At 45.9% G+C, this 24206-nt stretch carries 25 protein-coding genes, 1 pseudogene and 1 riboswitch; of the genes and pseudogenes, 7 read left to right on the forward strand and 19 right to left on the reverse strand.

Annotated elements, in window-relative coordinates; translation table 11 throughout:
* Positions 1-418 precede the first annotated feature (418 nt).
* Both Q4550_RS20380 and Q4550_RS20385 read left to right on the forward strand, forming a co-directional pair.
* Positions 419-1036, forward strand: a complete 618-nt coding sequence (locus Q4550_RS20380) for a cell wall hydrolase (RefSeq protein WP_303535588.1) — start codon at positions 419-421, stop codon at positions 1034-1036.
* Between the two features lie 228 nt (positions 1037-1264).
* A complete protein-coding gene (locus Q4550_RS20385) occupies positions 1265-1429 on the forward strand; it encodes a Fur-regulated basic protein FbpA (protein WP_303535590.1) in 165 nt (54 codons plus the stop codon).
* Between the two features lie 77 nt (positions 1430-1506).
* Here the strand turns inward: Q4550_RS20385 and Q4550_RS20390 are convergent, their stop codons facing one another.
* The 13 genes from Q4550_RS20390 to Q4550_RS20450 are packed head-to-tail and all read right to left on the reverse strand — an operon-like array spanning position 1507 to position 12591.
* Entirely contained in the window at positions 1507-2238 is a 732-nt protein-coding gene (locus tag Q4550_RS20390) for an ATP-binding protein (RefSeq protein ID WP_303535592.1), read from the reverse strand.
* Positions 2235-2720: an ECF transporter S component gene (locus Q4550_RS20395; protein ID WP_303535594.1), complete on the reverse strand. Its 486-nt coding sequence runs from the start codon at positions 2718-2720 to the stop codon at positions 2235-2237. The genes Q4550_RS20390 and Q4550_RS20395 overlap by 4 nt, the downstream gene beginning before the upstream one ends.
* Positions 2721-2722: 2 nt before the next feature.
* Entirely contained in the window at positions 2723-3313 is a 591-nt protein-coding gene (locus tag Q4550_RS20400; protein WP_303535595.1) for a cob(I)yrinic acid a,c-diamide adenosyltransferase, read from the reverse strand.
* A 16-nt stretch (positions 3314-3329) separates the two neighbouring features.
* Positions 3330-3764 (reverse strand): bifunctional adenosylcobinamide kinase/adenosylcobinamide-phosphate guanylyltransferase, encoded by a 435-nt coding sequence (locus Q4550_RS20405; protein WP_303535596.1) that lies wholly within the window; start codon positions 3762-3764, stop codon positions 3330-3332.
* A complete protein-coding gene (locus Q4550_RS20410) occupies positions 3716-4330 on the reverse strand; it encodes a histidine phosphatase family protein (RefSeq protein ID WP_303535598.1) in 615 nt (204 codons plus the stop codon). The genes Q4550_RS20405 and Q4550_RS20410 overlap by 49 nt, the downstream gene beginning before the upstream one ends.
* Positions 4288-5079, reverse strand: coding sequence for an adenosylcobinamide-GDP ribazoletransferase (gene cobS, locus Q4550_RS20415; protein WP_303535599.1), 792 nt, complete (start codon positions 5077-5079; stop codon positions 4288-4290). The genes Q4550_RS20410 and cobS overlap by 43 nt, the downstream gene beginning before the upstream one ends.
* Positions 5076-6563 (reverse strand): cobyric acid synthase, encoded by a 1488-nt coding sequence (locus Q4550_RS20420; RefSeq protein WP_303535601.1) that lies wholly within the window; start codon positions 6561-6563, stop codon positions 5076-5078. Before Q4550_RS20420 ends, cobS begins: the two co-directional genes overlap by 4 nt.
* Complete coding sequence (locus Q4550_RS20425) at positions 6560-7123, reverse strand: bifunctional adenosylcobinamide kinase/adenosylcobinamide-phosphate guanylyltransferase (protein ID WP_303535602.1); 564 nt, start codon at positions 7121-7123, stop codon at positions 6560-6562. Before Q4550_RS20425 ends, Q4550_RS20420 begins: the two co-directional genes overlap by 4 nt.
* On the reverse strand, positions 7111-8175 hold the full coding sequence (gene cobD / locus Q4550_RS20430) for a threonine-phosphate decarboxylase CobD (RefSeq protein ID WP_303535603.1): 1065 nt from the start codon (positions 8173-8175) through the stop codon (positions 7111-7113). Before cobD ends, Q4550_RS20425 begins: the two co-directional genes overlap by 13 nt.
* Complete coding sequence (gene cbiB, locus Q4550_RS20435) at positions 8153-9115, reverse strand: adenosylcobinamide-phosphate synthase CbiB (protein WP_303535604.1); 963 nt, start codon at positions 9113-9115, stop codon at positions 8153-8155. Before cbiB ends, cobD begins: the two co-directional genes overlap by 23 nt.
* A complete protein-coding gene (locus tag Q4550_RS20440) occupies positions 9112-10581 on the reverse strand; it encodes an adenosylcobinamide amidohydrolase (protein WP_303535605.1) in 1470 nt (489 codons plus the stop codon). The genes cbiB and Q4550_RS20440 overlap by 4 nt, the downstream gene beginning before the upstream one ends.
* Before the next feature lie 2 nt (positions 10582-10583).
* On the reverse strand, positions 10584-11624 hold the full coding sequence (locus Q4550_RS20445) for a FecCD family ABC transporter permease (RefSeq protein WP_483298575.1): 1041 nt from the start codon (positions 11622-11624) through the stop codon (positions 10584-10586).
* Entirely contained in the window at positions 11608-12591 is a 984-nt protein-coding gene (locus Q4550_RS20450; protein ID WP_303535609.1) for an ABC transporter substrate-binding protein, read from the reverse strand. Before Q4550_RS20450 ends, Q4550_RS20445 begins: the two co-directional genes overlap by 17 nt.
* Before the next feature lie 133 nt (positions 12592-12724).
* A riboswitch (cobalamin riboswitch) is annotated at positions 12725-12909 on the reverse strand.
* Positions 12910-13104: 195 nt separating this feature from the next.
* On the opposite strand from Q4550_RS20450, the gene sat reads away from it, so the two are divergent.
* The 4 genes from sat to Q4550_RS20470 all read left to right on the forward strand — a co-directional run bounded on the left by sat (position 13105) and on the right by Q4550_RS20470 (position 17507).
* Positions 13105-14262, forward strand: coding sequence for a sulfate adenylyltransferase (sat, locus tag Q4550_RS20455; protein WP_303535610.1), 1158 nt, complete (start codon positions 13105-13107; stop codon positions 14260-14262).
* 15 nt (positions 14263-14277) lie between these two features.
* Positions 14278-16032 (forward strand): SLC13 family permease, encoded by a 1755-nt coding sequence (locus Q4550_RS20460; protein ID WP_306558535.1) that lies wholly within the window; start codon positions 14278-14280, stop codon positions 16030-16032.
* Positions 16033-16050: 18 nt separating this feature from the next.
* Positions 16051-16653, forward strand: coding sequence for an adenylyl-sulfate kinase (cysC, locus tag Q4550_RS20465; RefSeq protein WP_303535611.1), 603 nt, complete (start codon positions 16051-16053; stop codon positions 16651-16653).
* A gap of 95 nt (positions 16654-16748) precedes the next feature.
* The gene (locus tag Q4550_RS20470) at positions 16749-17507 is read left to right on the forward strand and encodes a sulfotransferase domain-containing protein (protein ID WP_303535613.1); all 759 of its coding nucleotides are present in this window, start codon (positions 16749-16751) and stop codon (positions 17505-17507) included.
* Positions 17508-17673: 166 nt separating this feature from the next.
* Here Q4550_RS20470 and Q4550_RS20475 read toward each other — a convergent pair.
* Both Q4550_RS20475 and Q4550_RS20480 read right to left on the reverse strand, forming a co-directional pair.
* Positions 17674-18549 (reverse strand): annotated as a pseudogene (locus Q4550_RS20475) (IS3 family transposase); the annotation flags it as partial.
* Complete coding sequence (locus Q4550_RS20480) at positions 18546-18884, reverse strand: helix-turn-helix domain-containing protein (protein ID WP_303535615.1); 339 nt, start codon at positions 18882-18884, stop codon at positions 18546-18548. The pseudogene Q4550_RS20475 and the gene Q4550_RS20480, both read right to left, overlap by 4 nt.
* 168 nt (positions 18885-19052) lie before the next feature.
* Here Q4550_RS20480 and Q4550_RS20485 point away from each other — a divergent pair, with 168 nt between their 5' ends.
* Positions 19053-19769, forward strand: a complete 717-nt coding sequence (locus Q4550_RS20485; protein WP_303535618.1) for a hypothetical protein — start codon at positions 19053-19055, stop codon at positions 19767-19769.
* A gap of 53 nt (positions 19770-19822) precedes the next feature.
* Here Q4550_RS20485 and Q4550_RS20490 read toward each other — a convergent pair whose 3' ends face one another.
* The 4 genes from Q4550_RS20490 to Q4550_RS20505 all read right to left on the reverse strand — a co-directional run bounded on the left by Q4550_RS20490 (position 19823) and on the right by Q4550_RS20505 (position 24122).
* Positions 19823-20212 (reverse strand): nucleoside 2-deoxyribosyltransferase, encoded by a 390-nt coding sequence (locus tag Q4550_RS20490; RefSeq protein WP_303535620.1) that lies wholly within the window; start codon positions 20210-20212, stop codon positions 19823-19825.
* 58 nt (positions 20213-20270) lie between these two features.
* Positions 20271-20558 carry a hypothetical protein gene (locus tag Q4550_RS20495; RefSeq protein WP_303535622.1) on the reverse strand — a complete coding sequence of 96 codons (288 nt, stop codon included), beginning with the start codon at positions 20556-20558 and terminating at the stop codon, positions 20271-20273.
* Positions 20559-20746: 188 nt separating this feature from the next.
* Positions 20747-22015: a D-serine ammonia-lyase gene (locus tag Q4550_RS20500; protein WP_303535624.1), complete on the reverse strand. Its 1269-nt coding sequence runs from the start codon at positions 22013-22015 to the stop codon at positions 20747-20749.
* A 229-nt stretch (positions 22016-22244) separates the two neighbouring features.
* Entirely contained in the window at positions 22245-24122 is a 1878-nt protein-coding gene (locus Q4550_RS20505) for a C40 family peptidase (RefSeq protein WP_303535627.1), read from the reverse strand.
* Positions 24123-24206: the final 84 nt, after the last annotated feature.

Genomic DNA, 24206 nt, shown 5'->3' on the forward strand with positions numbered 1-24206 from the left:
AGGAGAAACGAGCGTTGCGCTATAGGCTGTTTTTGTCGAATGAGATGTTTTTTCTTCGATTAAATAAAAAACTCAGATGTGGGTCTGAGTTTTCCCTATTCATTAACCAAATAAGATCTTAAGGTCGTCCTCACCACCTTCTCCGGCAGCATTCTTCCCACCAAGAATGTTTAAGCTGCTGTTTCATGTTTCATTTTCCAAGAAAAATTTGAGCCCATGGAGTGGACCGCTAGTCTTTTATAGAAGAGAGCAGATTGGAAAGTGATTAGGTAAAATGAACCCCTACTATTCCTTATTCTGGTTAAAACTAGATTATCGATGTTATTTTCTTTCATATAAGGTAAGGCATTCTGTTCCATATCTTTCCTCTCTTTCCTGTACTATAATGGAAGATATCTTATTTGAGAGGAGCTTACTAATGAAATTCTTACATGTACTGGGTTCTCTTGTCCTTGCATCATGCTTTTATTTATTCGTCTTAGAGGATAATGCATCGGCAATGATGGACACTGGTTCAAGAGGATCAGAAGTTCAGCACATGCAGTCGATTTTAGAGAAGCTTGATTACTTCCATACGACACCAACGGGCTATTATGGGTCGGTTACGAAAGAAGCGATTCGTAATTTCCAGGCGGATTTTGGACTTAGCGCAGATGGCGTAGCGGGTACGAATACGTTGAACATGCTGAGTAATCTTGAGATGATTGCACATGTTGTTCATGGTGAATCTCGCGGTGAGCTCTATGAAGGTAAGGTTGCGGTCGCCGCTGTTATCTTGAATCGCGTTCAATCCGCTTCGTTTCCTGGGAGTACATACGGGGTGATTTATCAGCAGAATGCGTTTACCGCTCTGAATGATGGCCAGTACTGGCTGACTCCTAATGCATCTTCTTTCCGAGCTGCGAAAGATGCTTACTTCGGTTGGGATCCATCTGGAGGCGCAACGTATTACTACAATCCAGGTGGCGTAACGGATGAGTGGATTTATTCGCGTGATGTGATTAAAACAATTGGTCAGCATGTGTATGCGCGGTAGGGAATAGTTGAAGTCGGAGGAGCAAAGTCCACGTGAGGTGGATTTTGCTCCTTTATTGTTTGTGAAGGGGGTCAGGCTAGCACCTGACCCCCTTCACCGCACATCACTCCACTTCTCTCTCCTTTCACACATTCTTTGTTAATTTCTTCACAATTTCTTAACACACAAAAGAAGCAAAACGCGTTATGCTAGAGTCAAACGTGATAGTAAAGGAAGGAGGTTGTGTTCATGGGAGTTCAACTCCGTAAAGGCATCATTGATCGTCGAACCTACCTAATTCGTAAGTTACTAAATTCACCACACAACCGAGAAGACCTTACTCAACTTCATAGTCTTACGTTAACAGAGCTTGAGAAGAAGTATGAGAGAGAAAACCGTATGAAAACATTGTGAAGAATAGTTGAATAGATAAAAAACCGCGCATTATCCGCTTGAGGCGGACAATGCGCGGTTTTTGTTTGTATGTGGGGTCAGGCACGTGCCTGACCCCTTCTTATTTCCACTACATGAAAAAGCTCCCCCGCTCGTTCACGTAGCTGCTCCTCTACTTCTTCTCGATAAGCGACAATAAAACAAGTAGACGGTCCTGATGATTTATGAACGTCCAGATCTACCATCACCTGTTCATCCATCACTTCATCATCAGATAGAAGCTCATTTAACTCATACAGTATCCCTTTTGATCCAACAGGCAATACAGCTCGAACTTTCTCTTGTTCACTCACCCACTGAAACAGATCAAGTGGTGCTATCGCATTTGGCTCGCTCACCACTTCATCGCCAACGAGCGGTTTACCGATTACGGCGAATCGGATACCATCACTTAGCGATACTTCAGGAAGTTCGTTACCCTGTTTCCGTCCAATCACCACAACACCAAGCGCTGATTGGAGGAGAGGCATATTCGTTTCTGAGCTTCCTGTGATTGTCAGCTCGTTCATGCCTAATTCTCTTTTTCCTAGCTCGATGCCGCCCACAAGATCCTCCCACTTTGCGCCGCCGCAGAAGTTATGTAAAACGACAGAAAGTGGCGTTGCTCTGTGCGCGATATTTTCCATTACCGCAACGCGAAAAGCGAAGTAAGAAAGCACATCATATGGCACGTTCACGATATCATGTTCTTTCTCTCCTATGCCTCCGCTGTTATCGCTTGTAATCACGAGATATTCGTCATCGAGCGGAATCATCGTACCGTCTCTCATAAGCTCGCAAGTCCTTTTTTCTCAAAAATCGTTACTAACCGTGGAATGAGAGCCATTGCAAGTACGAGATTGATCGCTGATGCAACAACGAGACCTGGCATAATCGCCATATAAAAGCCCATGCCAAGCATAAAGAGAAACGGTAGTGGAGCAACAACTCCATTTCCTATTAAAAAGAATCCAACAGCCGTTTTTCGTTTGCTTTTCTCATAAAGCGCACCGAAAAGCCAAACGAGCACCGCCATTTCTACCGCGATCAGTAGATGCATGGGACCGAGCGGAAAGCCGACAATGAGCGCAGATAGTAGATGACCAAAACCTGCGATCAGCGCACCGCTTCTGCTTCCGAGGAGAACGGCAGCTACGAGCGCTGGAAACGCATCGAGCGCAACGCTTCCGATAACGGATGGAATTTTAATAAGCGCGCCAACAACGGATAGCGCAATGAACATAGCGAGAAGGCTTGCGCGTTTTCCCAACATGCCTACTCTCCTTTACGCTTGCCGCCGCGGAACACTTTTGCGCTTCTTGCGTATTCCACGTCTTTTACGTTCAAACGGAAGTTGATCACGCGAGCAAGGGCGAAAAAGTAATCTGATAGGCGGTTTAAATATTTCATTGGAACGGGTGGATTGTTTTCTTCTACTTTATTTAACGTGACAACGTGACGCTCAGCACGACGTGTGATTGTCCGTGCGATATGAATCGTTGCGGACGGCTTGCTTCCACCTGGTAAAATAAATTTCTCAAGCGCTGGCGCTTCTTCAATAAATTCATCGATACGCCCTTCAAGATACGTAATGGATTCTTCCATAAGCTTCACTTCTCGCTTCGTTGAGACGTTCGCAAGGTCGCCGCCACAGTCAAAAAGCTCGTGCTGAATTTTTTCCAAATCCTCTAGAAGATCCGTGAATTTATCTGAACCAAGTTCACTTAATTCAACGATTGCCTGTCCGACGAAGCCATTCGCTTCATCCACCGTTCCGTATGCTTCTACTCGTACATCGTCTTTGTCGACTCTTCCTCCGATAATGCTTGTTTTTCCCTCGTCACCTGTTCGTGTATAAATTCTCATCCCTATTCCCCCTCGATTATTTTAGCTGCTGATTGAGTCCGTACCAGATCACATCAACACGGTCCGCTAAGGCCGCTAAATCCTGGTACGCCCATCCTGTTAAATCACGCCATTCTCGCTCTTCTTTTTCAATTGGTACAATTCCTTTAGTAATATCCGCGCCTATGATCACGACCGTTCGCTCATGTTGCTCGCTTTCCCACGAGCGCCAGATGCCTAGCAGCGACTGCCAGATCGCACGGCATTCTTCATGTCCCGAGTCAGCCGTAAGTCCTTTAATCCACTGTTCTACACCTTCAAGAACAACGACATCTCCGTAAAAGCGGCTTACATTAAGCGGGATTTTCATTTGGTCATAAGCGGATCTCCAGCAGTGATCCTCCGTTAATCCGTAGAACGTTTTCACCCATTTCGATTTGCCGTTATAGGCACCTCCTGTAACGAAGTGCATCGCATATCCCTCCTTAGATCATCTCGTGTCCATTCAAGCTCGATTCCTGAACCGTGGGGAACTTTCCATTCCCAAAACGAACGCTTTTCTGGGGCATACTTGGTAAGCAAATAGCGGATAACGCCTCCGTGTGTAATCACGATGCCTCTCTGATTTGGTGATTCAATGACCTGTTCGACGACCGATTTGAACCCTTCCTCAATCCGCTGACCAAATTGAGCGAAGCTCTCACCTCCAGGTGGAGACATGACGAATGGATCATCAATCCAGCTTCTGTATTGGATATCATGTTCAAGGTCAGCATACGTTTTTCCTTCCCAATCTCCAAACAGGATTTCCCGCAATAGCGGCACGGGAATTCTTTTCCGATTCGGAAACAGACGTTTCGCTGTTTGCATGCATCGCTGTAAGTCGCTCGTGAAAATAAGATCATACTGATCAACGTTGATTGTAGCAAGTTCAGCCGCTTCATTTAGTTGCGTATCTGTCCAGCCAATATAAGCCCCGCGCTTATTTTCATCCGTTACCCCATGACGAAATAATGTAATAGCCACACGCTCATCCATAAGATCACCTCCATCCCTTCAACGCTCGCGCCGAGCACATCCCCGGTTACGCCGTTAAACCAGCTAAGGATCTTTCTTCTCATCACGACCGCAAAAAGAACTGTCATTGCACTTAACAACAGCATGGCTAGAAAAACGTCTGGTGAAAGTAGCACCGTCATTCCGATGAGCGCGATCCAATAAATCGGATAAATCCATAAGCTTGATCGCTTAATCGATTTCTGAAAAAAGTAAGCAAGCCCCTCTTGTTTCGAAGGCGGAATGCTTAACAGAAAATACCCCATCACAATTTTGCTAAAAAAGGGTATGGCCGCAATGAGGAGATACGAGCTGAACGTCGCCATTTGAATGATTTCATAAAGAAAAAGAAACCTTGCTGAGAGAAGCACGATCACCGACAGCACGCCGAAAGCTCCTGTCCGCGGATCTTTCATAATCTCAAGACGTTTGGCTAGATCTCGATAAGAGAAAAACGCATCGTTCGCATCCATCCAGCCATCAAGATGAAGACCACCCGTTAACGCCATCAGAAATACCCATGTGATGAACGCCACCGCAAGCGACGAAAAAGGCGTCCATTCGATGAGTCCGTAGAGAAGCGCTGCCGATAGCAAACCTTGAAGCAGCCCAAGAATCGGAAACGTTTGAATCGAGCGCGTTAACGGCTCCCGCTCCATTGAAAGCTCACGCCGTACCGGGATGACGGTGAAAAATTGCACATTAATAAGAAATCCCTGCCACAAACTCATTGGCTCTCACGCTGAAACATGATGCTTTTCATAAGCTCCCAATTCAAGTGTGGCTTCAGCTGGTTGGCGAGATGATCGTACGTTTTCTCTTTCATACTCGCACGGTTGATTTGCTCTTGTTGCGGCAATCCTTTCCGCGTTCGCAGGCGATTCAGCCACTCAGTTCGCCATTCATCATTATGAAAAAGATGATGCAAATACGTGCCAATCACACGACCTTCTTCGCCATAGTAACCTTCAGGCCGACCCTCGATCTGGAGAAAAGGTTTTGATGTATGTGCAAAAAGTGTTTCCCCTAGATGAATTTCATAGCCTTCTATTGGCATTGCTAGATTAGTAGCTGAATGAAGCGAACCGCTTGCTCGTACGGTTGTTTTTTCTTTATGAAACGACGTTTGCGCGGGAATGAGGCCCATACCTTCGACCGTTTTCCCGGACTCACCCGTATCAGCGCCATAAGGATCCATCAGCGTCTCCGTTAGCATTTGATAGCCGCCGCATAAACCAATAACGCTTCCTCCGCGTGCTATATAGCTTTGTAACACGTCGTCAAAACCTCGACCCTTCAACCAATCCAAATCACGGATTGTACTTTTCGTTCCAGGAATAATGACCGCATCTGGCGTGCCCAGTTCACTCGGATCCTGCACCCAGCGAACCGTGACGTCCTCATCGTTAAACGGCTCCATGTCGCTATAGTTCGAAATATACGGAAGCTGAAGCACGACGAGTTCAAGCGCACCCTTTTTCTGTGAAAACCGATCGGTAAGTGAGAGAGAATCTTCTCCTTCCACGTGATGCTCCACGTAAGGAAGAACACCGACAATTGGTAGACCGGTTCGCTCTTCAAGCCATATGATGCCATCTTCGAAGAGCGTTGCATCACCACGGAATTTATTAATGATGATGCCTTTTACCCGCTTACGCTCGTGAGCATCCAGGAGCTCAAGCGTGCCGACGATGCTTGCAAACACGCCGCCGCGATCGATATCCGCCACAAGAATGACAGGAACATCGGCCATTTCAGCCACCTTCATGTTCACGAGCTCGCGATCTTTTAAATTGACTTCAACCGGGCTGCCCGCTCCTTCCATCACAACCACATCATAGTTCTGCTGTAGGTGATCGAGCGCACGCTCAATGCTTTCTATGCCCATCTCGTAGTACGATTTTCGGTAATCTTTACCCGAGAGCGTACGGTAAGATGTTCCGAACTGAATCACTTCCGCATGCTGATCGGATCTTGGTTTTAGCAGGATTGGATTCATCCATACGCTCGCTTCGGTTCTAGCGGCTTCTGCTTGCGCTCCCTGCGCCCGTCCGATCTCTTTCCCTTCCATTGTTACGTAAGAATTATTCGACATGTTTTGTGATTTAAACGGAGCGACGGCATAGCCTTCGTTTGCGAGAAGACGGCAAAGGGCCGTCACGATCAAGCTTTTGCCAACGTCTGATGCCGTGCCTTGAATCATGACACCCTTCATGTGATTCCGTCTCCCTTCATAACCTGCGGCAGGCCCATTTCAATCAGATAAGCTTCGTCCGCTTCGCTAACAATCCACTGATGAATCTCACCAAGCAATCGTGCATAAACGGAGACAAGTTCCCCATCTAACGGTTCATGCCCAAGTTCATTGCTAACAATGACGAGGGCTTCTGAGCTTTCGTTAAGTTTTTCGATATCACGCTGAATTTTCTGTTTCGTTTGTTCCTGAAAAAGGGCATTTGACCAGTCTTCATGAAGAAACAATTCATTGGATAGAAGCGTTGTGACGCAATCAAGCAAAACAACCGCGTTTGGCCCAAGCTGTAACGAGGCGCTTCCTACATCCTTTGGACATTCAACTGTTTGCCATGGAACGATGGCCTTTTCCCTGTCCTGCTGGTGACGGCTAATTCGCGCTTCCATCTCCACGTCACTTGCCTGACCGCAGGCGATATAGTAAAGCGTGCTATTTTCTGTCCGGATCGAAGCTGCTCGTTCTTCCGCAAAACGACTTTTCCCGCTCCTCACGCCACCAGTTATAAAGATCAGCTTCGCCATGATGCTAGCACCTCCATAAGCCGGTCGTTTTCATCGGAAGTTCGAATCGCAAACCTGAGCCAACTCCCTTCAAGACCCGGAAAGTTCTCCGTATGCCTTGGGACGATGCCGTTTTTCATCAAGTAGTGCATGAGCGGCGCTGGATCGGTTTGATCAGGATCTTTTAGTAAATAAAAATTCACGCTTGAACGTGAGTAGACATATCGATATTTTTCAAAAAAGGTCTGGAGCTTCTCTCGCTCTTTCTCCATGAACTTTCGCGTTGCGTTCATATACTCCTGTTCGTCGAGACAAATCTCACCAGCCATAAGCGCTAAAGCGTTAACGCTCCAGTGTGGCTTGAGCTTTTTAACTGTGCGAATCACTTCAGGATGCGCCATCATATAACCTAGACGTAAGCCTGCAATGGCGAACATTTTCGTTAACGAGCGCAAAATGATGAGGTTCCTATTTGTCATGAGCTCGACGGTATAGCGGGGCTCTTTTTGTAAAAAGTCAGCGAAGGCCTCATCGATGATGAGGTAGCAATCTTGCTTTTCCGCTTCAGCAATCAGTGTTCTGACTGATTCAGGATCATACGAAACACCGGTTGGGTTATTTGGCGTACAGAGAAAAATGGCGTCAAGGTGATTCATTTTTTCAACAAGAGGGTTTGGGTCGAGGCGCCATCCCTCTTCAAGCTTATGGTAAGTGACTTCGCATTCTGCACTACGACATGCTTCTTCATACTCTGAAAAAGCAGGCTGCACGATGCAAACTCGTTTATGAAAAAGAAAACGACCGACGAGCGTGATCAGTTCAGCACCACCGTTACCAACGAGAACGTGACTTTCTTCCGTACCGTGCATTGCTGCAAGCTTTTTCGTTAGCGAGGTGGCGTGGGGATCAGGGTATGTTGTGATGAGGTCAAAAGCGTCTGGCCACTTTTCGATCAACGCCTTTGGAGGACCGAATGGATTCAGGTTTGCGCTGAAATCGAGCGTCTCCTCGGGCTGTTCGATGCTCAGCGATTCGTATAAATAGTGCGGATTAGAGCCGTGTGGTGGTAGCAAGGAAAAGCCCTCCGATCCATAAGATAAGTAGAAAAAGAATGCTCGTGCGATTCATAATCGCAATCGCTTTTGGAATATGTATGGCGCTTAGCTTAATGATGGCGTCACCGATAAGCGCACGGTTTGAAACGATGCCTTTATATGTGTTCATCCCGCCAAGCTGCACGCCGAGAAGCGCTGCCGTTGCCGCTTCACCCCAGCCGCTGTTTGGGCTCGGATGCTGTTTTGCATCGCGAAATAAAACGTGCCAGGCGCGGCTTCTTGAGGTATGCTCCGGCTTTTTGGAAAGCATCATGCAGCACCCTGTGATGCGACTTGGAATCCAGTTCACAGCGTCATCAAGCTTCGCAGAGGCATAGCCAAATGCTTCGTATTTTTCGTTTCGATAGCCAACCATTGAATCACACGTGTTAATCGCTCGGTAGGCCACCGCCCCAACACTACCGCCGATGAGCGCCCAAAATAGCGGTGCTGTAATGCCGTCGCTAGTGTTCTCAGCGACCGTTTCAACAGTGCCTCGCACGATTTCACTTTCATCGAGATGATCTGTATCACGTCCAACGATCCAGGAAAGCTTGCGTCGCGCCTCTGTCATATCACCTTGCTGGAGCGGCTTATATACGTCCAGTGCCGCCTCTCGCAAACTTTTCTGTGAAATCGTAGTTGCGATAAGAATCCCTTCAAAGAAAATCCCCACAAGCGGGTGAAGGTTGTAGGCAAGAAAAACTGTTAACCCGGTTAGTGTGATCACTACAAAAAGGACGGTTAGCGTCATGAGGGCACCTTTTTGTTTGCGGTTCGCACCATAGTTCCAGCGTTTGTCGAGAAGGCTGATAAGGGAGCCAAACCACTTCACCGGATGCGGCCATTTTGGTGGATCGCCAATCAATAGATCTAGAAAAAAAGCGAGGCTGATTGCTAGAAGGTGATGCATGATCATAGCGAGATCCTCGTACGGTACTTTTCAAGCGCCTCTGTCGTACAGGTGTAAACGCCGAGGCTAATCAATTTTCCGAGCGTTGTGATCGTTCCGGCGTATGCCTGGTGCTGTCCACGCTGCGTCGCGGCGACCAAAATGCTGTCAGTAGAAGTGCCTGTAGCTATGGTGCCTGTCACCGAGTCTTTTACTTGCTGGTCGTGCATGACCTTAACTTTCGCTTCCGTTGCGGTCATGATGCTCTGGATGAACGCTTCATCTGTGAGCGTTCCGTTCACGAAAATCCACGTGTTGATCGTTCCAGGGAGCGACTCGTATACGTGCTCTGCGCTTTTCGATGCATCGACGGCGTTTCCGACGCCTGCCGTTACAACGACAAATACCGAAACGTCTTCATCTTCTACTAAGCGGTAAGAGACATCCTCTAGTCGAACGGCCGTCATCATGCCAACTGTTTCCGTCGGATCAATGCCATGCTCCTCTAAAAATGTCGCCATTTCTTCTTTATGATCTGAGCAGCTATAGCTTTTTGGAACGTGCCGGTTTACGAATGTGCGATACCAGCCAGTTCCAGATCCGACGACACCCGAAGACATCGTCCGAAGCGGAAATGGTGTCGTGAGCGTGATCATGTTATCTGATCGCTCAAGGTAGCGCTCATCAATAGTGAGATCACGTTGATCTTCTGCCTGCTTTTCTGGTAACAAGAGCATTTGTGGCTTTGGCACGGTCGGATGCGGATGCTTTTCAATTTTTGTACGATAAACCGATTGAATCCGCTGTTCGTTTAGGACGTCATTTGGCTTGTTGTGCATGTTGATTTTCCCATTTTCAAGAAGAAGCAGGCGGTCACAGTACAGACCAGCCAGATTCAAGTCGTGAAAAATCGAAATCACCGTTAGCCCCTGTTCGCGCGTCCATTTTTTTAAGAGATCGAGCAGTTCTTTTTGATAAGAAAGGTCGAGGTGGTTCGTCGGCTCGTCTAACAATAGAATCTCGGGTTCCTGCGCGAGCGCCTGTGCAAGAAACACGCGCTGACGCTCACCGCCTGAGAGTTCGTTCACGTAGTTATCCGCAAAGGCGGCAATTCCCGTTTGCTCCATTGTACGTTGCACAACCATCTCGTCATGCTCACTCCACATTTGAAACCATCCCGTCTGATGGGCGTAGCGTCCGAGCGAAACGGTTTCTTTAACGGTATAAGGAAAAGCCTGATCCGCATGCTGTGGAAGAACCGCGAGCACGCGCGCCAGCTGTTTCGCTGAGTAGCTTGAGAGCGGCTTATCTTTGAGCATGATCGAGCCGGACTTTGCTTTTAGAATGCCGCTAACCATTTTAAAAATAGTCGTCTTGCCGCTGCCGTTTGGTCCAACGATCCCGAGAAGCTCACCTTGATTCACATCAAACGAGATGTCATCAAGCACGTCGTGACCGGGGTATCCTCCTGTAACAGAATGTACGCTTAGCATGCTTATCCTCTTCTTTCCTTACGTCTTCTTATTAAAATAATGGCAAACACCGGGGCACCGATGAGCGATGTGATGACGCCAATCGGTAGTTCCGTTGGTGAAATGATCGTTCGTGAAATCAAATCAGCGATGATCAGAAAAGCAGCTCCAAGTAAAATGGAGAGTGGCAGTAAATGCCTGTGATCCGGACCCCATAGGAGGCGCGTTAAATGCGGAATCACAAGACCAACGAAGCCAATCGTTCCTGAAACCGCAACAGCTGCCCCTGTTAAAATCGAACCACCGATTAGAATCCAAAGCTTTCGTTTCGCGACGTTCACGCCGATATGCTGGGCGCGTTCTTCCCCAAACGACATCGCGTTCAGCTCTTTGCTGCTAAAGAGCAGAATCCCTGAGCCGATGATGAAAAAGGGAAGAATGATCCCAATGTATTCCCATCCGCGCATCGACACGCTTCCAAGGAGCCAGCCGATAATTTGACGAAGCTCCTCTCCAGTTAAAGCGATCATAAGTGACAGAAGTGAGCCAAGAAATGAGCTAAACACAATTCCGGTGAGTATGATCGTCTCCACGCGCATCGAGCGCTCGATTTGTCGTGCGAAGAAAAGCACGAGGAAAATGGTGAGGATCGATGCGGCGATGCTCATAACTGGTAGGGTGAACATGCCGACAAACGGAATGGACAGGTTGAAAAACAGCACGAGTACCGCTCCAACTGATGCTCCGGATGAAACGCCGAGCACGTACGGATCCGCTAATGGATTACGTAAAAGACCTTGAAAGGCGGCCCCTGCTATCGCAAGAGACGCCCCCACAAGACCTGCCAAAATGACGCGCGGCAAGCGAATATCCATCACAATCGTTGTAAACATTGGATCGGTTTTGCCCATGAATGGAAGGTGTAAAACTTCACTTCCGATTAATTTTAGAATGGTGAGCACTGGAACTGAAACAGTACCTATTGAAATGCCAAGGAGCATGGCACCAATTAAGAGTGCTATCGCAATCGGATAGGCAATGAACCGTTTATTCAGCAAAAACATCCGGGTAAACCGCTTTTGCAAGTTCCTCTACTCCTTCAGTAAGACGAGGGCCAGAGCGCGTAACGAGGTCAGAGTGCACGTCAACAACCTGCTCATCTTTGATAGCCGTCACGTCCTGCCAGCCGTCGCGACTTAACACCTGTTCAACTGGCTTCTCTGTATAGTAGCCGTACGTTGTGATGATCACGTCTGGATTCGCTTCGATAATCGCTTCCTGATCCACCTGGTTCCAGCCTTCCTGATCGTGCGTCACGTTCTTCGCGTGAATCATTGTTAACATATCATCCATAAACGTATTCTTCCCTGGAGAGTAGATTTCAGGCGCAGGGGCAACTTCGACGAAGACATTTTTCTGATCTTCTTCACTAATGCTTTCTGCTTTTGCTTGAATGTCTTCAAGATCTTGCTTCATTTCATCGATCGTTGTTTCCGCTTCTTCCGTTTCACCGGTTGCTTGTCCGATCATTTCGATTGATTTGTAGACTTCTTTAAAGCTTTTCGCGTCGTTTACAACGAGAACGCTGATGCCAGCATCACGAAGCTGCTGTAGCCCTGCTTCTGAGTTATGTGCGCTTGATCCGTGTGCAAGTACGAGATCAGGCTTTAGAGAAATGATTTTCTCCACGTTAAATTCCATGCCGCCGATTTTTTCGATATCAGCCGTTTCTTCTGGATAGTTGGCGAAATCAGATACGCCAACGACTTCTTCCCCTGCTCCCAGGTCGAAAAGGATCTCAGTGTTACTCGGGATCAGGGAGACAATTTTTTCAGGATCTTTTTCGATCGTAACATCCTGATCCAACGCATCCGTTATCGTTACTGGGAAAGCGCTATCTTCTGACTGTTCAGCTTGCTCTGTATTCGCATTTCCTTCATTTGTCGCGCTGTTCTCTTCACTCGCTCCGCAACCTGCGATGATTCCTGTCACGAGAAAAAGTAAAACGAGTAGTGAATAAAGCTTTTTCATGTGTGTTTCTCCTCCTGTTTTCTGATGTCTCTAAACTAAAAAATCTCCACGCACGAGGGCATGGAGATGGTCGAATGGAAGTAACGGTGCACAAAGCACCCGAATCCGTTCGCACATCCCTATCCTCGTAGGCTGTTCGCGCTTGACTCAGGCAGGTCTCCTGGCTCATGGTTATCGCATGCCGCTCCTTCCCATTCGCTGTTTCGAACAGTGGATTCTGCAGCAGGCGACCATTTACAGTGGCGGGACCGCGCTGGAATTGCACCAGCTTCCCTATTAAGTCTTCATTGAAAAGACACCTAAATCGATCACTATGTAATTGGTAACAGGTTTATTATACATGATTGCGGGAGTGGGGGGAACAGTTGTGTTTTGAGGGGGGCAGGCTCGCGCCTGACCCCTTTAAATACACACCCCTCATCCAATTTTCTCATTAGCCCTCTCTTCTCTCCTCCTTCTTTCATAAGCTAGTAGCAACTCTATATGTGAACAAGCAAGAAGGGAGATTTATTTATGATAGAACCACATGGCGGTCAGCTAATTAACCGCATTCCATGTGAAGAGGACCGCCTGGCGCTTCTTGAGAAGGCCACAATGTTTCCGGTCGTCACCTTAACACCATGGAATTTATCCGATTTATATATGATCGCAATCGGTGCTTTTAGTCCGTTAACGGGCTTTATGAATCAAGCAGATTATACGCACGTTTTAACTAAAATGAGGCTCGCAAATGGGACAATCTGGAGCTTGCCTATTACGCTTTCTGTATCCGAAGAAACGCGTGACAAGATTTTTTCTAGTCCTACTGTTTGCTTGAAGGGTGAAGACGGGGAAATCTATGGATTAATGGAAGTAGAAGATATTTATGAAACAGACAAAACAGAAGAAGCGCGACACGTCTATGGAACGAACGACGCTGAACATCCAGGTGTTCAAAAAACGTACGAGCAGGAAGCTTTTAACCTCGGTGGCCCGATTACGCTGCTTCAGCACCCAACAGCGCTTCAAGACCATTTTCAAACGCCAGCAGAATTAAGAGAGACGTTCCAACAGCGCGGCTGGAAAACAATCGTTGGCTTTCAAACGCGCAACCCGATTCATCGCGCACATGAATACCTTCAAAAGACGGCTCTTGAAACCGTTGATGGCCTTCTCATTCACCCACTCGTTGGAGAAACGAAGAAAGATGACATTCCGGCGGATATTCGAATGAAAAGCTACAGCGCTCTTTTAGAAAACTATTATCCGTCCGATCGCGTCATTCTCTCCGTATTCCCAGCCGCGATGAGGTATGCTGGCCCGCGCGAGGCGATTTTTCATAGTCTCGTTCGGAAGAACTTTGGCTGCACACATTTTATTGTTGGCCGTGACCACGCAGGTGTTGGCGATTATTACGATACGTTCGCTGCGCAGAACATTTTTCACCAATTTTCAAAAGACGAAATCGGCATTGAGATTATGGCATTCGAGCACGCGTTTTATTGTATCAAGTGTTCGAGCATGGCTACGGCCAAAACGTGCCCGCACGATGGCGAATTTCACATTCATCTAAGCGGCACAAAGGTCCGGGAAATGCTGAAGAATGGCCAAAGACCTCCGAAAGAGTTTTCTCGCCCTGAAGTGATTGAGATTCTATTGGATGAGGTGCAGCACGATCATGAAGACGAATGATGCCGCGCGCGCTGAATGATGGCATTCTATTTCGTTATGATTACGATGATCATCATGCTTTTCTGTCTTTTCTTTGAAAAAGGACGACCTGAGGTTATTCTAGCCTCGGTTCTCGTCTTATTTCTATTCACTGGCATTATTACGCCTGAGGAAGCAACGGCCGGATTCTCCAATGAAGGGATGCTCACGATTGCTCTACTTTTCATCGTTGCAGGAAGCATTCAGCGGAGTGGAATTGTGGATCGCCTCTTTCAACGTCTCCTACAAAGCTCCCATTCGCCAAAGAAGCGCCTGAGTAAATTGCTATTTCCAATATCGTTCATTTCAGCATTTGTGAACAATACACCGATCGTGATCGCTTCTACACCAATGGTGAAAAAATGGTGTGATGAAAACGGGATGTCTCCTTCCAAGTTTCTTATTCCGCTTTCCTACGCAACGATTCTTGGCGGCACCATTACGTTAATTGGTACTTCGACAAACCTTGTCGTTCATGGACTGCTACTCGAAAACGGCTATGAAGGTTTTTCTTTTTTCCAGCTTAGTGCGATCGGGATCCCAATCACGCTATTCGGTCTCGCGTATTTGGTCTTCTTTAGTAACAAGCTGCTTCCAGATCGACGTTCTGCATCCTTCACTGAACCTGAATTGCTCAAGAAATATACTGGTGAAGTGCTTGTTACAGAACAATTCTCCTATATCAATCGCACTGTAAAAGAAGCGCAGCTACGGAGTTTGAAAGGGTTATTTCTCGTCAGTATTTTGCGTCACGAACGGGCGATCGCTCCTGTATCAGGCGAGACGATTCTGAAGGAGGGAGACCGGCTTGTTTTTAGTGGTGACATCTCAACGATCGCTGAGATCCAGCGGATGAAGGGACTACAGCTACAGGGAAGCTCCGGGTCTTATTTTCCAAAAAATCACCAGCTCATTGAAGGAATTGTCACACCTCATTCGTCACACCTTTTCAAAAAAATAAAGGACACCAATTTCAGACACCAGCATCAAGCAGCCGTGATCGCTGTTCATCGCCAAAATCAGCGCTTGAAATCGAAAATTGGTGATATTGTCTTAAAACCTGGTGATGTTCTCTTAATGGTCGCGGGTGAGCAGTTTCATAAGAAAAAGGATTTCTACGACATTACACCAATCGATCATAAGCTCGTCACGCAACGCCAAATCAGATTAGGCTGGCTTTCGATTGGATGGCTTGGTGTCATGATTATTCTCGTTACGATTGGCGTTCTCTCCATGCTCACTGCTATGGCTGTGACGACACTGCTTCTCTTTTTAACAAAGATTGTGACGCCAGGCGAAGGGCGTGATTTGATTCAATGGCACGTTCTCCTTATGATCGCTTGTTCGTTCGGTATTGGTACAGCGCTTCTGAATTCAGGTGTAGCCGCTTCGATGGCAGGTCTCCTTATCCAATTAACGGCACCGCTCGGACTTCTTGCAACGTTGCTTAGCATTTATGTGTTAACGAACATCTTCACTGAAATGATGACAAATAGCGCTGCCGCTGTCTTTATGTTTCCCATCGCCATCGAGGTTGCACATACGCTTGAGATTGACCTCCTCCCCATTGCGATGATCGTCGCAATTGCAGCCTCCGCAAGTTTTATGACGCCGATAGGCTATCAAACGAACTTAATCGTCTATGGCGCCGGCGGCTACCGTTTTCACGACTTTTTGAAAATTGGTTTCCCATTAACGCTGATCGTCATGGTAACGACGCTATTGATCGTTCGTTTTGTTGTCATGATTTAATGAAAGGAGGACGAATAAATGAAAGAAAAACATGTCACCTGGCATGAAGGAAACGTGACGAAACTGGACCGTGAAAAAATGAAGTTACACAAAGGGGCTGTCCTCTGGTTCACAGGACTTTCCGGATCAGGAAAATCAACGATTTCGGTTGAGCTTGAGAACGCCTTACATGCAGCGGGTGTGCATACTTACAGGCTTGATGGTGATAACGTTCGACACGGATTGAACGCAGATCTTGGCTTTTCCGATGCGGATCGAATTGAAAATATGCGAAGAATTGGTGAAGTATCTCGTCTTTTTGTAGATGCTGGCATTATGACGCTTGCTGCGTTTATCTCTCCTTTTCAGCAAGAGCGAGATAAGATTCGAGGACTTTTCAGAGACAAAGAATTTATTGAAATCTACGTAAAAGCCAGTATGGAAACGTGTGAGATCCGTGATCCCAAAGGCCTTTACGCCAAAGCGCGAAAAGGTGAAATCCGTCAGTTTACAGGAATTGATGCCCCTTATGAAGCTCCGGTTGCGCCAGAGCTTACGATCGATACAGAAAAGGAAACAATTGAGGAAGCGGTTCAATCGATCAAATCATTTTTGGTGAAAAACGGGTACTTAAATGTGTAAACGGGCGGGCCCCCTGTCCACTCCTCTTACCATTCTTCTTCATAGGATAGTAAAGCAAGTCCACCACGTTTGCTTATTAAAGGAGGTTTACACGTTTGACTGACACAAAGCTACCACGCTTTTTACTAAATTCGATTCCGAAAAGCGGGACGCATCTTTTAAAACAGCTATTGCTCGGTGTACCCGGTATGCAAAATGATCCGTTTATTGGTATGTACGGTCATTATCATTACCAAACGGCAGAGAAATTGGCCACTGCAAGAGCACTCCCTGATCATTCCTTCCTGAATGGCCACTTTCAATATTCTACGGAATGGGAGACGTTTTTTGAGGAATTGAAAATGAAACAAATTTTTGTACTCAGGGATCCACGGGACGTGCTCGTTTCATACGCACATTTTATTCCAAAGGTGCCAGCTCACCATCTCTATGAAACGTTTATGCAGGAAGAATTTACGCACAACGATCGGATTCAATTTCTAATCGAAGGGGGCGTTCCGATCACGCCTTTTGTTGCTGTGCAACCTCATTTTGCTGAGTGGTACCGAAGTTTTAGTGAGTGGATGGGGCGTCCAAACGTTCACTCTGTTCGATTTGAAGACCTGATGTCATCAGAAGAGAACAGAAGAAAAGCCACTGGTGAGATCATTGATTTTCTTTGGGGTGATACAGCTCATAGTTACAATCGCGAAGAACTGATCACGAAAATGACGGCAAACATCAAGCCACAAGAATCCGTTACGTTCCGAAAAGGGAAAATCGGTAGCTGGCGTGAAGAATTGAACGGTGAGCTTGAAGCGCTATTTATAAAGCATGCAGGGCAGTTGTTAGATGAATTGGGGTATGGGAGATAATCTAAATCCCTCTCTGTTTTTTCCACTTATCAGAACATGGTTATTTTAGGGAAAATGAAACTTTCTATAAGCAAAGTGTCTTTCTGTGAGAGACACTTTGTTACTTTTGTTTGTGAAGGGGGTCAGTGAGCTTACCCCTGTCAAGTAGACAAGGAAATTATGAGGGTCAGGCAGCTAGTAATTGTGATTTTCTATACTGAATCGGTGACCGCCTTCCCAATTTTCGTTGCCGACGTCGATTATTGTAATGATGCATATATGCATTGATGACGTTATGTACTTCTTCTTTGGTTTTCGTTCGATGTATGCGCATTGACTCTTCTTTAAGACGTCCAAAGAAACTTTCAATTGGTGCGTTATCCCAACAGTTTGCTTTACGAGACATGCTTTTCACCAGTCCTTTTTCTTTCAGAAGGTTGGTATAAGCTTTGGAAGTATATTGATGGCCCTGGTCACTATGAATGATGGTTTCTGAGACATTCTGGTGAACTAGGGCTTTATTAATTGTACGTAGAACCAGATGGTTATTATTTTCTTCGTGGATATGGTAGCTAACCACTTCATTTGAATACAAATCTAATATGACAGAGAGGTATAGACGCTTTAAGCCGGTTGTTAAATAGGTGATGTCTGTAACCCACTTTTGATTGGGTTTATCAGCCTGAAAGTCCCGTTTGAGAATATTCTCTGCCTGATGTCCTTCATGGATAATCGTCCGTTTCTTCTTGAAAATCTGCGCTTGTATGCCCAACTCTTTCTGAAGACGATACACGCGTTTTGAGTTGATTTTTTTGTAGTATACGGCATTGATTTCATCGGTTAGTCTAGGGTAGCCCAGAGTGTGATGAAAGGACTGATCAAGTTCAAGAATCCATTCTTTTAGAAATTCGTCTTCCAGTTGTTTGGAAGTGAGAGGTTGATTTTGTCTCTTTCTCCATTTGTAAAATCCACTTCTAGACACTTTAGAAATAAAGCAGAGATCCGTGATGGAGTAGGAGTTCGATAACTCTTCTATCATCTTGTAGTAGTGACGTTTGGTTAGTTCGACCCCTCCTTCCGTAAGGCGATTAACTTTTTTAAATAAGCGTTCTCTGCTTCTAAGAACGCCACACGTTCATTGGCTTCCCGTGGCTCTTCCCACTGTTCTGTTGAGATAACTTCGGTTCTTTTCTTTACATTTTTCTTGATTGGCTTCTCTGATTTGGGTCTTGGCGTGAAAGCGTGTGTTCCTCGTTCTTCTTTTTCCTTAATCCATCGACGAACACTTTCATCAGAAGGAATATCGTAGATCCTTGCGATACTCAGGTAACCTAGCTCTGGATGATCGTGATAGTACTGAACGATCTCTTCTTTGAATTCTTTTGAATATTTAACCATGTGCTTCACTCCTTAAGGTTTCAACGTAACACCCTCATTTATTGAGTGTCTACCTTAAGGGGATAATCTCACAGGCTCGCGCCTGACCCCTTTCTCTTTTTTCGTTTAATAGGAATCCTCCAATCGGGGTAGCATACGAGTAACTAGACCTATGAAGGAGGAACGGTCATGACCATGAAGCTCGTTACGATTGCTGCTTACTTGTATTTGCTCGCCTCTTCACTCCTCTTCTCAGGAGATATGTCGAGTACTAATGATGTACTGATTGCCCCCGCCGGCTATACGTTCGCGATTTGGTTATTGATTTATTTACTTTTGCTCATTTCACTCGTTAGACAATTTACAGCGAGTGAGTGTGATCAGGCCTTGTATGTGAAAGTTTCCTATCTTTTTGCATTCAGCATGCTGCTATCAGGAACAGCTCTCCTTGTAAGTAAATCGGTTGCGCTTTTGTTTATCGCGGGTTCATTGATTACCCTGTCTATCCTTTACGCTATTATTACGAAAAATTCTGAGCGCTCTTCCTTTTTTAGCGTACCGTTCTCTTTCTATCTCGCTTGGACATCGATTGCAACGATCGTGGATGCATTCGTCGTCGCTCAAGAAAATAACGTATCGCTGATTTTTGGTATGAATGAGTTAACCTGGACGATTATCATTCTCATTATCGGTGCAGGACTTGCGGTTTACTTCAGCCTTTACAACGACGATTTGATCTATCCAATCGTGTTTTTATGGGGCTACTTTGGCATATTTGTGAAAGATGATAAACCAGTGCAGCTGACGTACACGCTCAGTATTTTAATTATTGGACTTGGTGTGTTTGTGATTTGGAAAGTAGTGCGTGAGGTGCGTGGGCGGAGAGTGAGAGCGGAGGCGGTTTGATGGAGAGGTCACGTTAAAATGGGGGACAGGTGCGAACCTGGCCCCCTTCTCCCTTAGCTATGCTGCTTTTCTAAAATGGTTTTAACGAGCTGCTCATAACTCTCTTCCACTCTCGTTACCCCGCTAGTATGGTAGAAGGTGCTCGCTTCTTTTGCGTTATGGAATCCATCTTCATTGAATAGGTAAACCGGGGTTTCTCGACCTAACGCAATCCCAAGTTCAATATGAGTTCCCTTTCCTCCTGGAAGCAGAACAATTAGGAAATCAGCTGTTCTTACTGCCTCTAATTCTGCTTCTCCGATTGAAGCAAGTTCATCGAACGTAGCGGCTTTTTCATTTTTCGTCCAATCGTATGTATGCTTGAAGCCGTGACGTTTTAATTCTGAAGCGAGTGTTTGCACGTGTTGTTTGTTTTGAAAACTCGATGCAATGTAAAATTTCACTTTGCTTTTCCTCCGTTCTCATTCCGTTGTGAAACAGAAATCCGTTTCATTTGTTTTCTCAACCGGATGCTAACTGTTTTTGGATTACATTTTTCAATTTCCGTTCTTTTCGATCTTCATACATCGGTGATTTTTTAAGCTTTTTTATGTTCATTTTTCCAATTACATATCGTACAGAAGAATTTTCTTGAATTAACTTGTTATATTGAGGTTTCTCAATAAGCTCAACGAACCAGCTATATGCCATCAATGCGGCAATATTTGCTTCAATCCGCTGCCCATCTGGAGGATCTCTCCAGAAAATAAGATCACCCGTTAATCCTAAAATCTCTAAGAACAATTCCAACTCCTCGCCCCCTCTAACAATATGATTTTACATTTTTGACCAATCTTTATATAGATACGAATGAGGAGGTCGTATTGTTTCATAAGTTTGAGGATGTAAATAAGCTGAAGTGTCCTCAATGTAGGGACTTTTCAGCTTATTTTGGTGGTTTTGTCTTTATGGGGGGTCTGACTCGCACCTGACCCCTTTCACTCTTCTCTCCACACCTTATCCGGCACAAGGCTCCCACCTGTTGCCCATACAAGATGCGTACCACGCAAACTCTTCCCATCTACCGCTGTTACTTGTGGCCCGCTCATTCCCGCGAGAGCTGAAGGCTCAAGCTTAATTTGCTCGGTTTCATAAACCCAGCGGAGCATTTCTTTCATTCGCTCATCCGTGACGGTGTAAACACCATTAAGAATCGGTTGAACGACGCGTCCAACAAAGCCTGATGGTCTTCCTACAGCAAGACCGTCTGCCGCAGTCATGTTGTCGATCCCAAAGTCTTGAACGGACACTTGATCATGTAAACCTGTCATTAAGCCGATAAGCATTGACGGGGAGTGTGTCGGTTCTGCAAAGTAGCAGTGCACGTGTTCTCCGAATACCTGAGAAAGCCCGAAAGCAATGCCGCCAGGGCCGCCGCCTACTCCGCATGGAAGATAAACGTGAAGCGGGTTCTCAGCGTCCACCTTTATGCCTCGCTCATCAAACTGCTTTTTCAAACGAAGCGCTGCTACTGCATATCCGAGAAAGAGGTCTTTTGAATTTTCGTCATCAATAAAATAACAAGTCAGCTTCTTCTCGCACTGCTTCCGGCCTTCTTCTACCGCAGCCCCATAGTCTGCTTGATGCTCCACAACTTGAACGCCTTTTTCGCGAAGAAGGTCTTTCTTCCATTGCTTTGCGTCACTCGACATATGGACCGTGACATTAAAGCCGAGTTTCGCTGACATAATCCCGATGCTTAAACCGAGGTTTCCGGTAGAGCCTACCGCAATCGAAAAGGCTGAGAAGAACTCAGTGAACTTTTTGTCAGCTAGAATGGAATAATCGTCATCTTTCGTTAAAATCGCATGTCCAATCGCAAGTTTTTCTGCATGTTTGAGTACTTCATAAATGCCACCACGTGCCTTAATGCTGCCGGCGATTGGAAGAATATCGTCCCGTTTTAGAAGAAGATCCCCTGGAATACTGATCTCTTCTTCTTTCTCAAGTTTTGCTTTCATCTTGCTAATATCTGAAATTGGAGATTCAATGATGCCATTCGTTTCTGGGAATACTTTGCGGAAATAAGGAGCAAAGCGTTTCATACGAGCTTCCGCATCTTGGATGTCTGTCATCGAAAGCTCAGTTGTTTGAGCCATTTTTACTTTTTGCGGATTTCTCCAATATACTTCTTTTAATTGAAGAAGGTCGTTTAATAATGGATGGTCACTTTTCCACTGTTTAAGTGTTTTTCCGGCTATGGTCATTGTTCCTTCACTCCTTTACTGTAGTCGGGGACAGAGAGGGGTAAGCTCACAGGCACCTCTCTGATCCCCACCCCAATTATATCTGGTAAACACTGTAAAAACAGGGGTTTTAGGTGATCTTATGAATAAAAAAACCAGCAAAAACGTCCGCGATAGGTGGACACTTTTGCTGGTTTTGTCTTTAAGCGGGGTCAGCTCACAGGCACGTACCTGACCCCTTTTAAAAAAATCAATGCGCGCGCTTCGCCCCTAAATACCTCGGTGCCCAGTAGCTTGATGTCATGTCGCTAATGGTGACGCCTGTTGAAGAGCCGGCGTGGATAAATTTATTATTTCCGATGTAGATACCTCCGTGTGACGCACCTGGTTTGTATGTTGTGAAATACACGATATCTCCTACGGATGGAGAGCTGACAGCTGTTGTAACGTTCCACATTTGTGCCATTGTTCTTGGCAAGGATACGCCCTGCTTGTTAAACACATAGACGAGGAATCCGCTGCAGTCAAAGCCCTGTGTTGGCGTGTTTCCACCCCACACATAAGGAACACCTATGTATACAGATGCATCTGCAATAAGGTCCATCACGCTAAAGTTGGAACTGCCGCTCCCGCTTCCGCTGTCCCCATTGCTATTCCCTTCATATCCAGTCGATTGCTTTAGCTTTTCCCATGTTGCTGGTCCTACAACTCCATCAACCGTTAACTTGTTACGTGATTGGAAGTTTCGAACAGCTTGCTCTGTGCCATTTCCAAAATCACCATCAAGTGGACCTCTGTATAAGCCAATCGCTTGTAATTTAGACTGAAGCTCTTTCACAAGTGATCCTGTTGAGCCTTTTTTTAACAAATCACCATAATCTTCTCCAGTTGAAGGGGATGACTCGACTTTATCTGTTAAGCCGTCAAGCGCATTCATTGTTTCCTTTGTTGCAGTGCCTGTCACCTGCAGTTTTTTTGCTTTCTGAAAGTCCTTGACCGCTTTTTCAGTGACAGGGCCAAAGTAGCCTGTCGCCTCAACATGAAACGTTCCTGCTTTTTTAAGTTTATTTTGTAGATCCGTTACAGCACTCCCGGTTGAACCAACTTTAAGAACTGTTGACGTCTCTTGCTGACTTCTGGATTTCAAAGCATCGATCGTTTTATCATCAGCAATGCCCGTTGCCTGTAAACCTACGATACTTTGAAACTCTTTGACCGCTTTTTGCGTAATACTACCAAAGATCCCGTCTATGTTATAGGAATAGTAGCCTCGATCTTTCAATAGCTGCTGAAGATTTGTTACGGCACTTCCTCGAGAGCCAACAGTAAGTCCGCTCGTAGGCTTTGCTCCATCCCCACTCTCTGACAGGGCCGATAAGGTTTTACTATCCGCTACGCCTGTTTGCGAAAGTCCCTTTGCCTTTTGAAAATCTTGTACGGCTTTCTTCGTGATTTGACCAAAAATGCCATCTACATTATATGTATAATAGCCTTTTGCTTTCAGCTTTGACTGAAGATCCGTTACTGCACTCCCCCGCATCCCGATGGAAATATCGGAAGAAGAGCTTGATGATTTTGAGCTTGATGAACTTGCGTTTGCAAGGGCATTGAGCGTTGTAGAATCTGCTTTCCCTGTTACGGAAAGCCCCTTTTCTTTTTGGAAATCCTGCACAGCTTTCTGTGTAATTCGACCATAAATCCCATCCACGTTGTAGGAATAGTAGCCTGCCGCTTTCAGTTTGGACTGAAGATCCGTTACCTCTTGTCCGCGGGATCCGATTTGCAAAGTGGATGAAGACGACGCAGCTGACGATTGACTTTTTGATGTTCCTGCTAGCTTCTGAAGGGTATCAGTTGTCGCTACCCCCGTAACCTTTAACCCGACAGCCTGTTGGAACTGGCTGACTGCATCCTTTGTAATTGGACCGTAGTATCCTGTTGACGTGTGGTAAGTAAAGTAACCCTTCGCCTTCAATACATCTTGTAGCTCTTTGACGTCCTGATTATTCATGCCTTGCTTAAGCTCTTGATCCCCAAACGCTGCTTCTACACCATCAGGTTGAACAAACATTACTCCAGCGACAAACGCAGAACCAGTTATTGCTTTCTTGACCAATGAAGGTTGCATCCAGATCCTCCTCATTCCAATTAAATTGCTGTCCTAAATATCGACACTCTGTCTTTACTATCGGCTATAATTCAACAAAGTTTA

Source organism: Anaerobacillus sp. 1_MG-2023, assembly GCF_030547345.1.
Lineage (GTDB): Bacteria > Bacillota > Bacilli > Bacillales > Guptibacillaceae > Guptibacillus > Guptibacillus hwajinpoensis_B.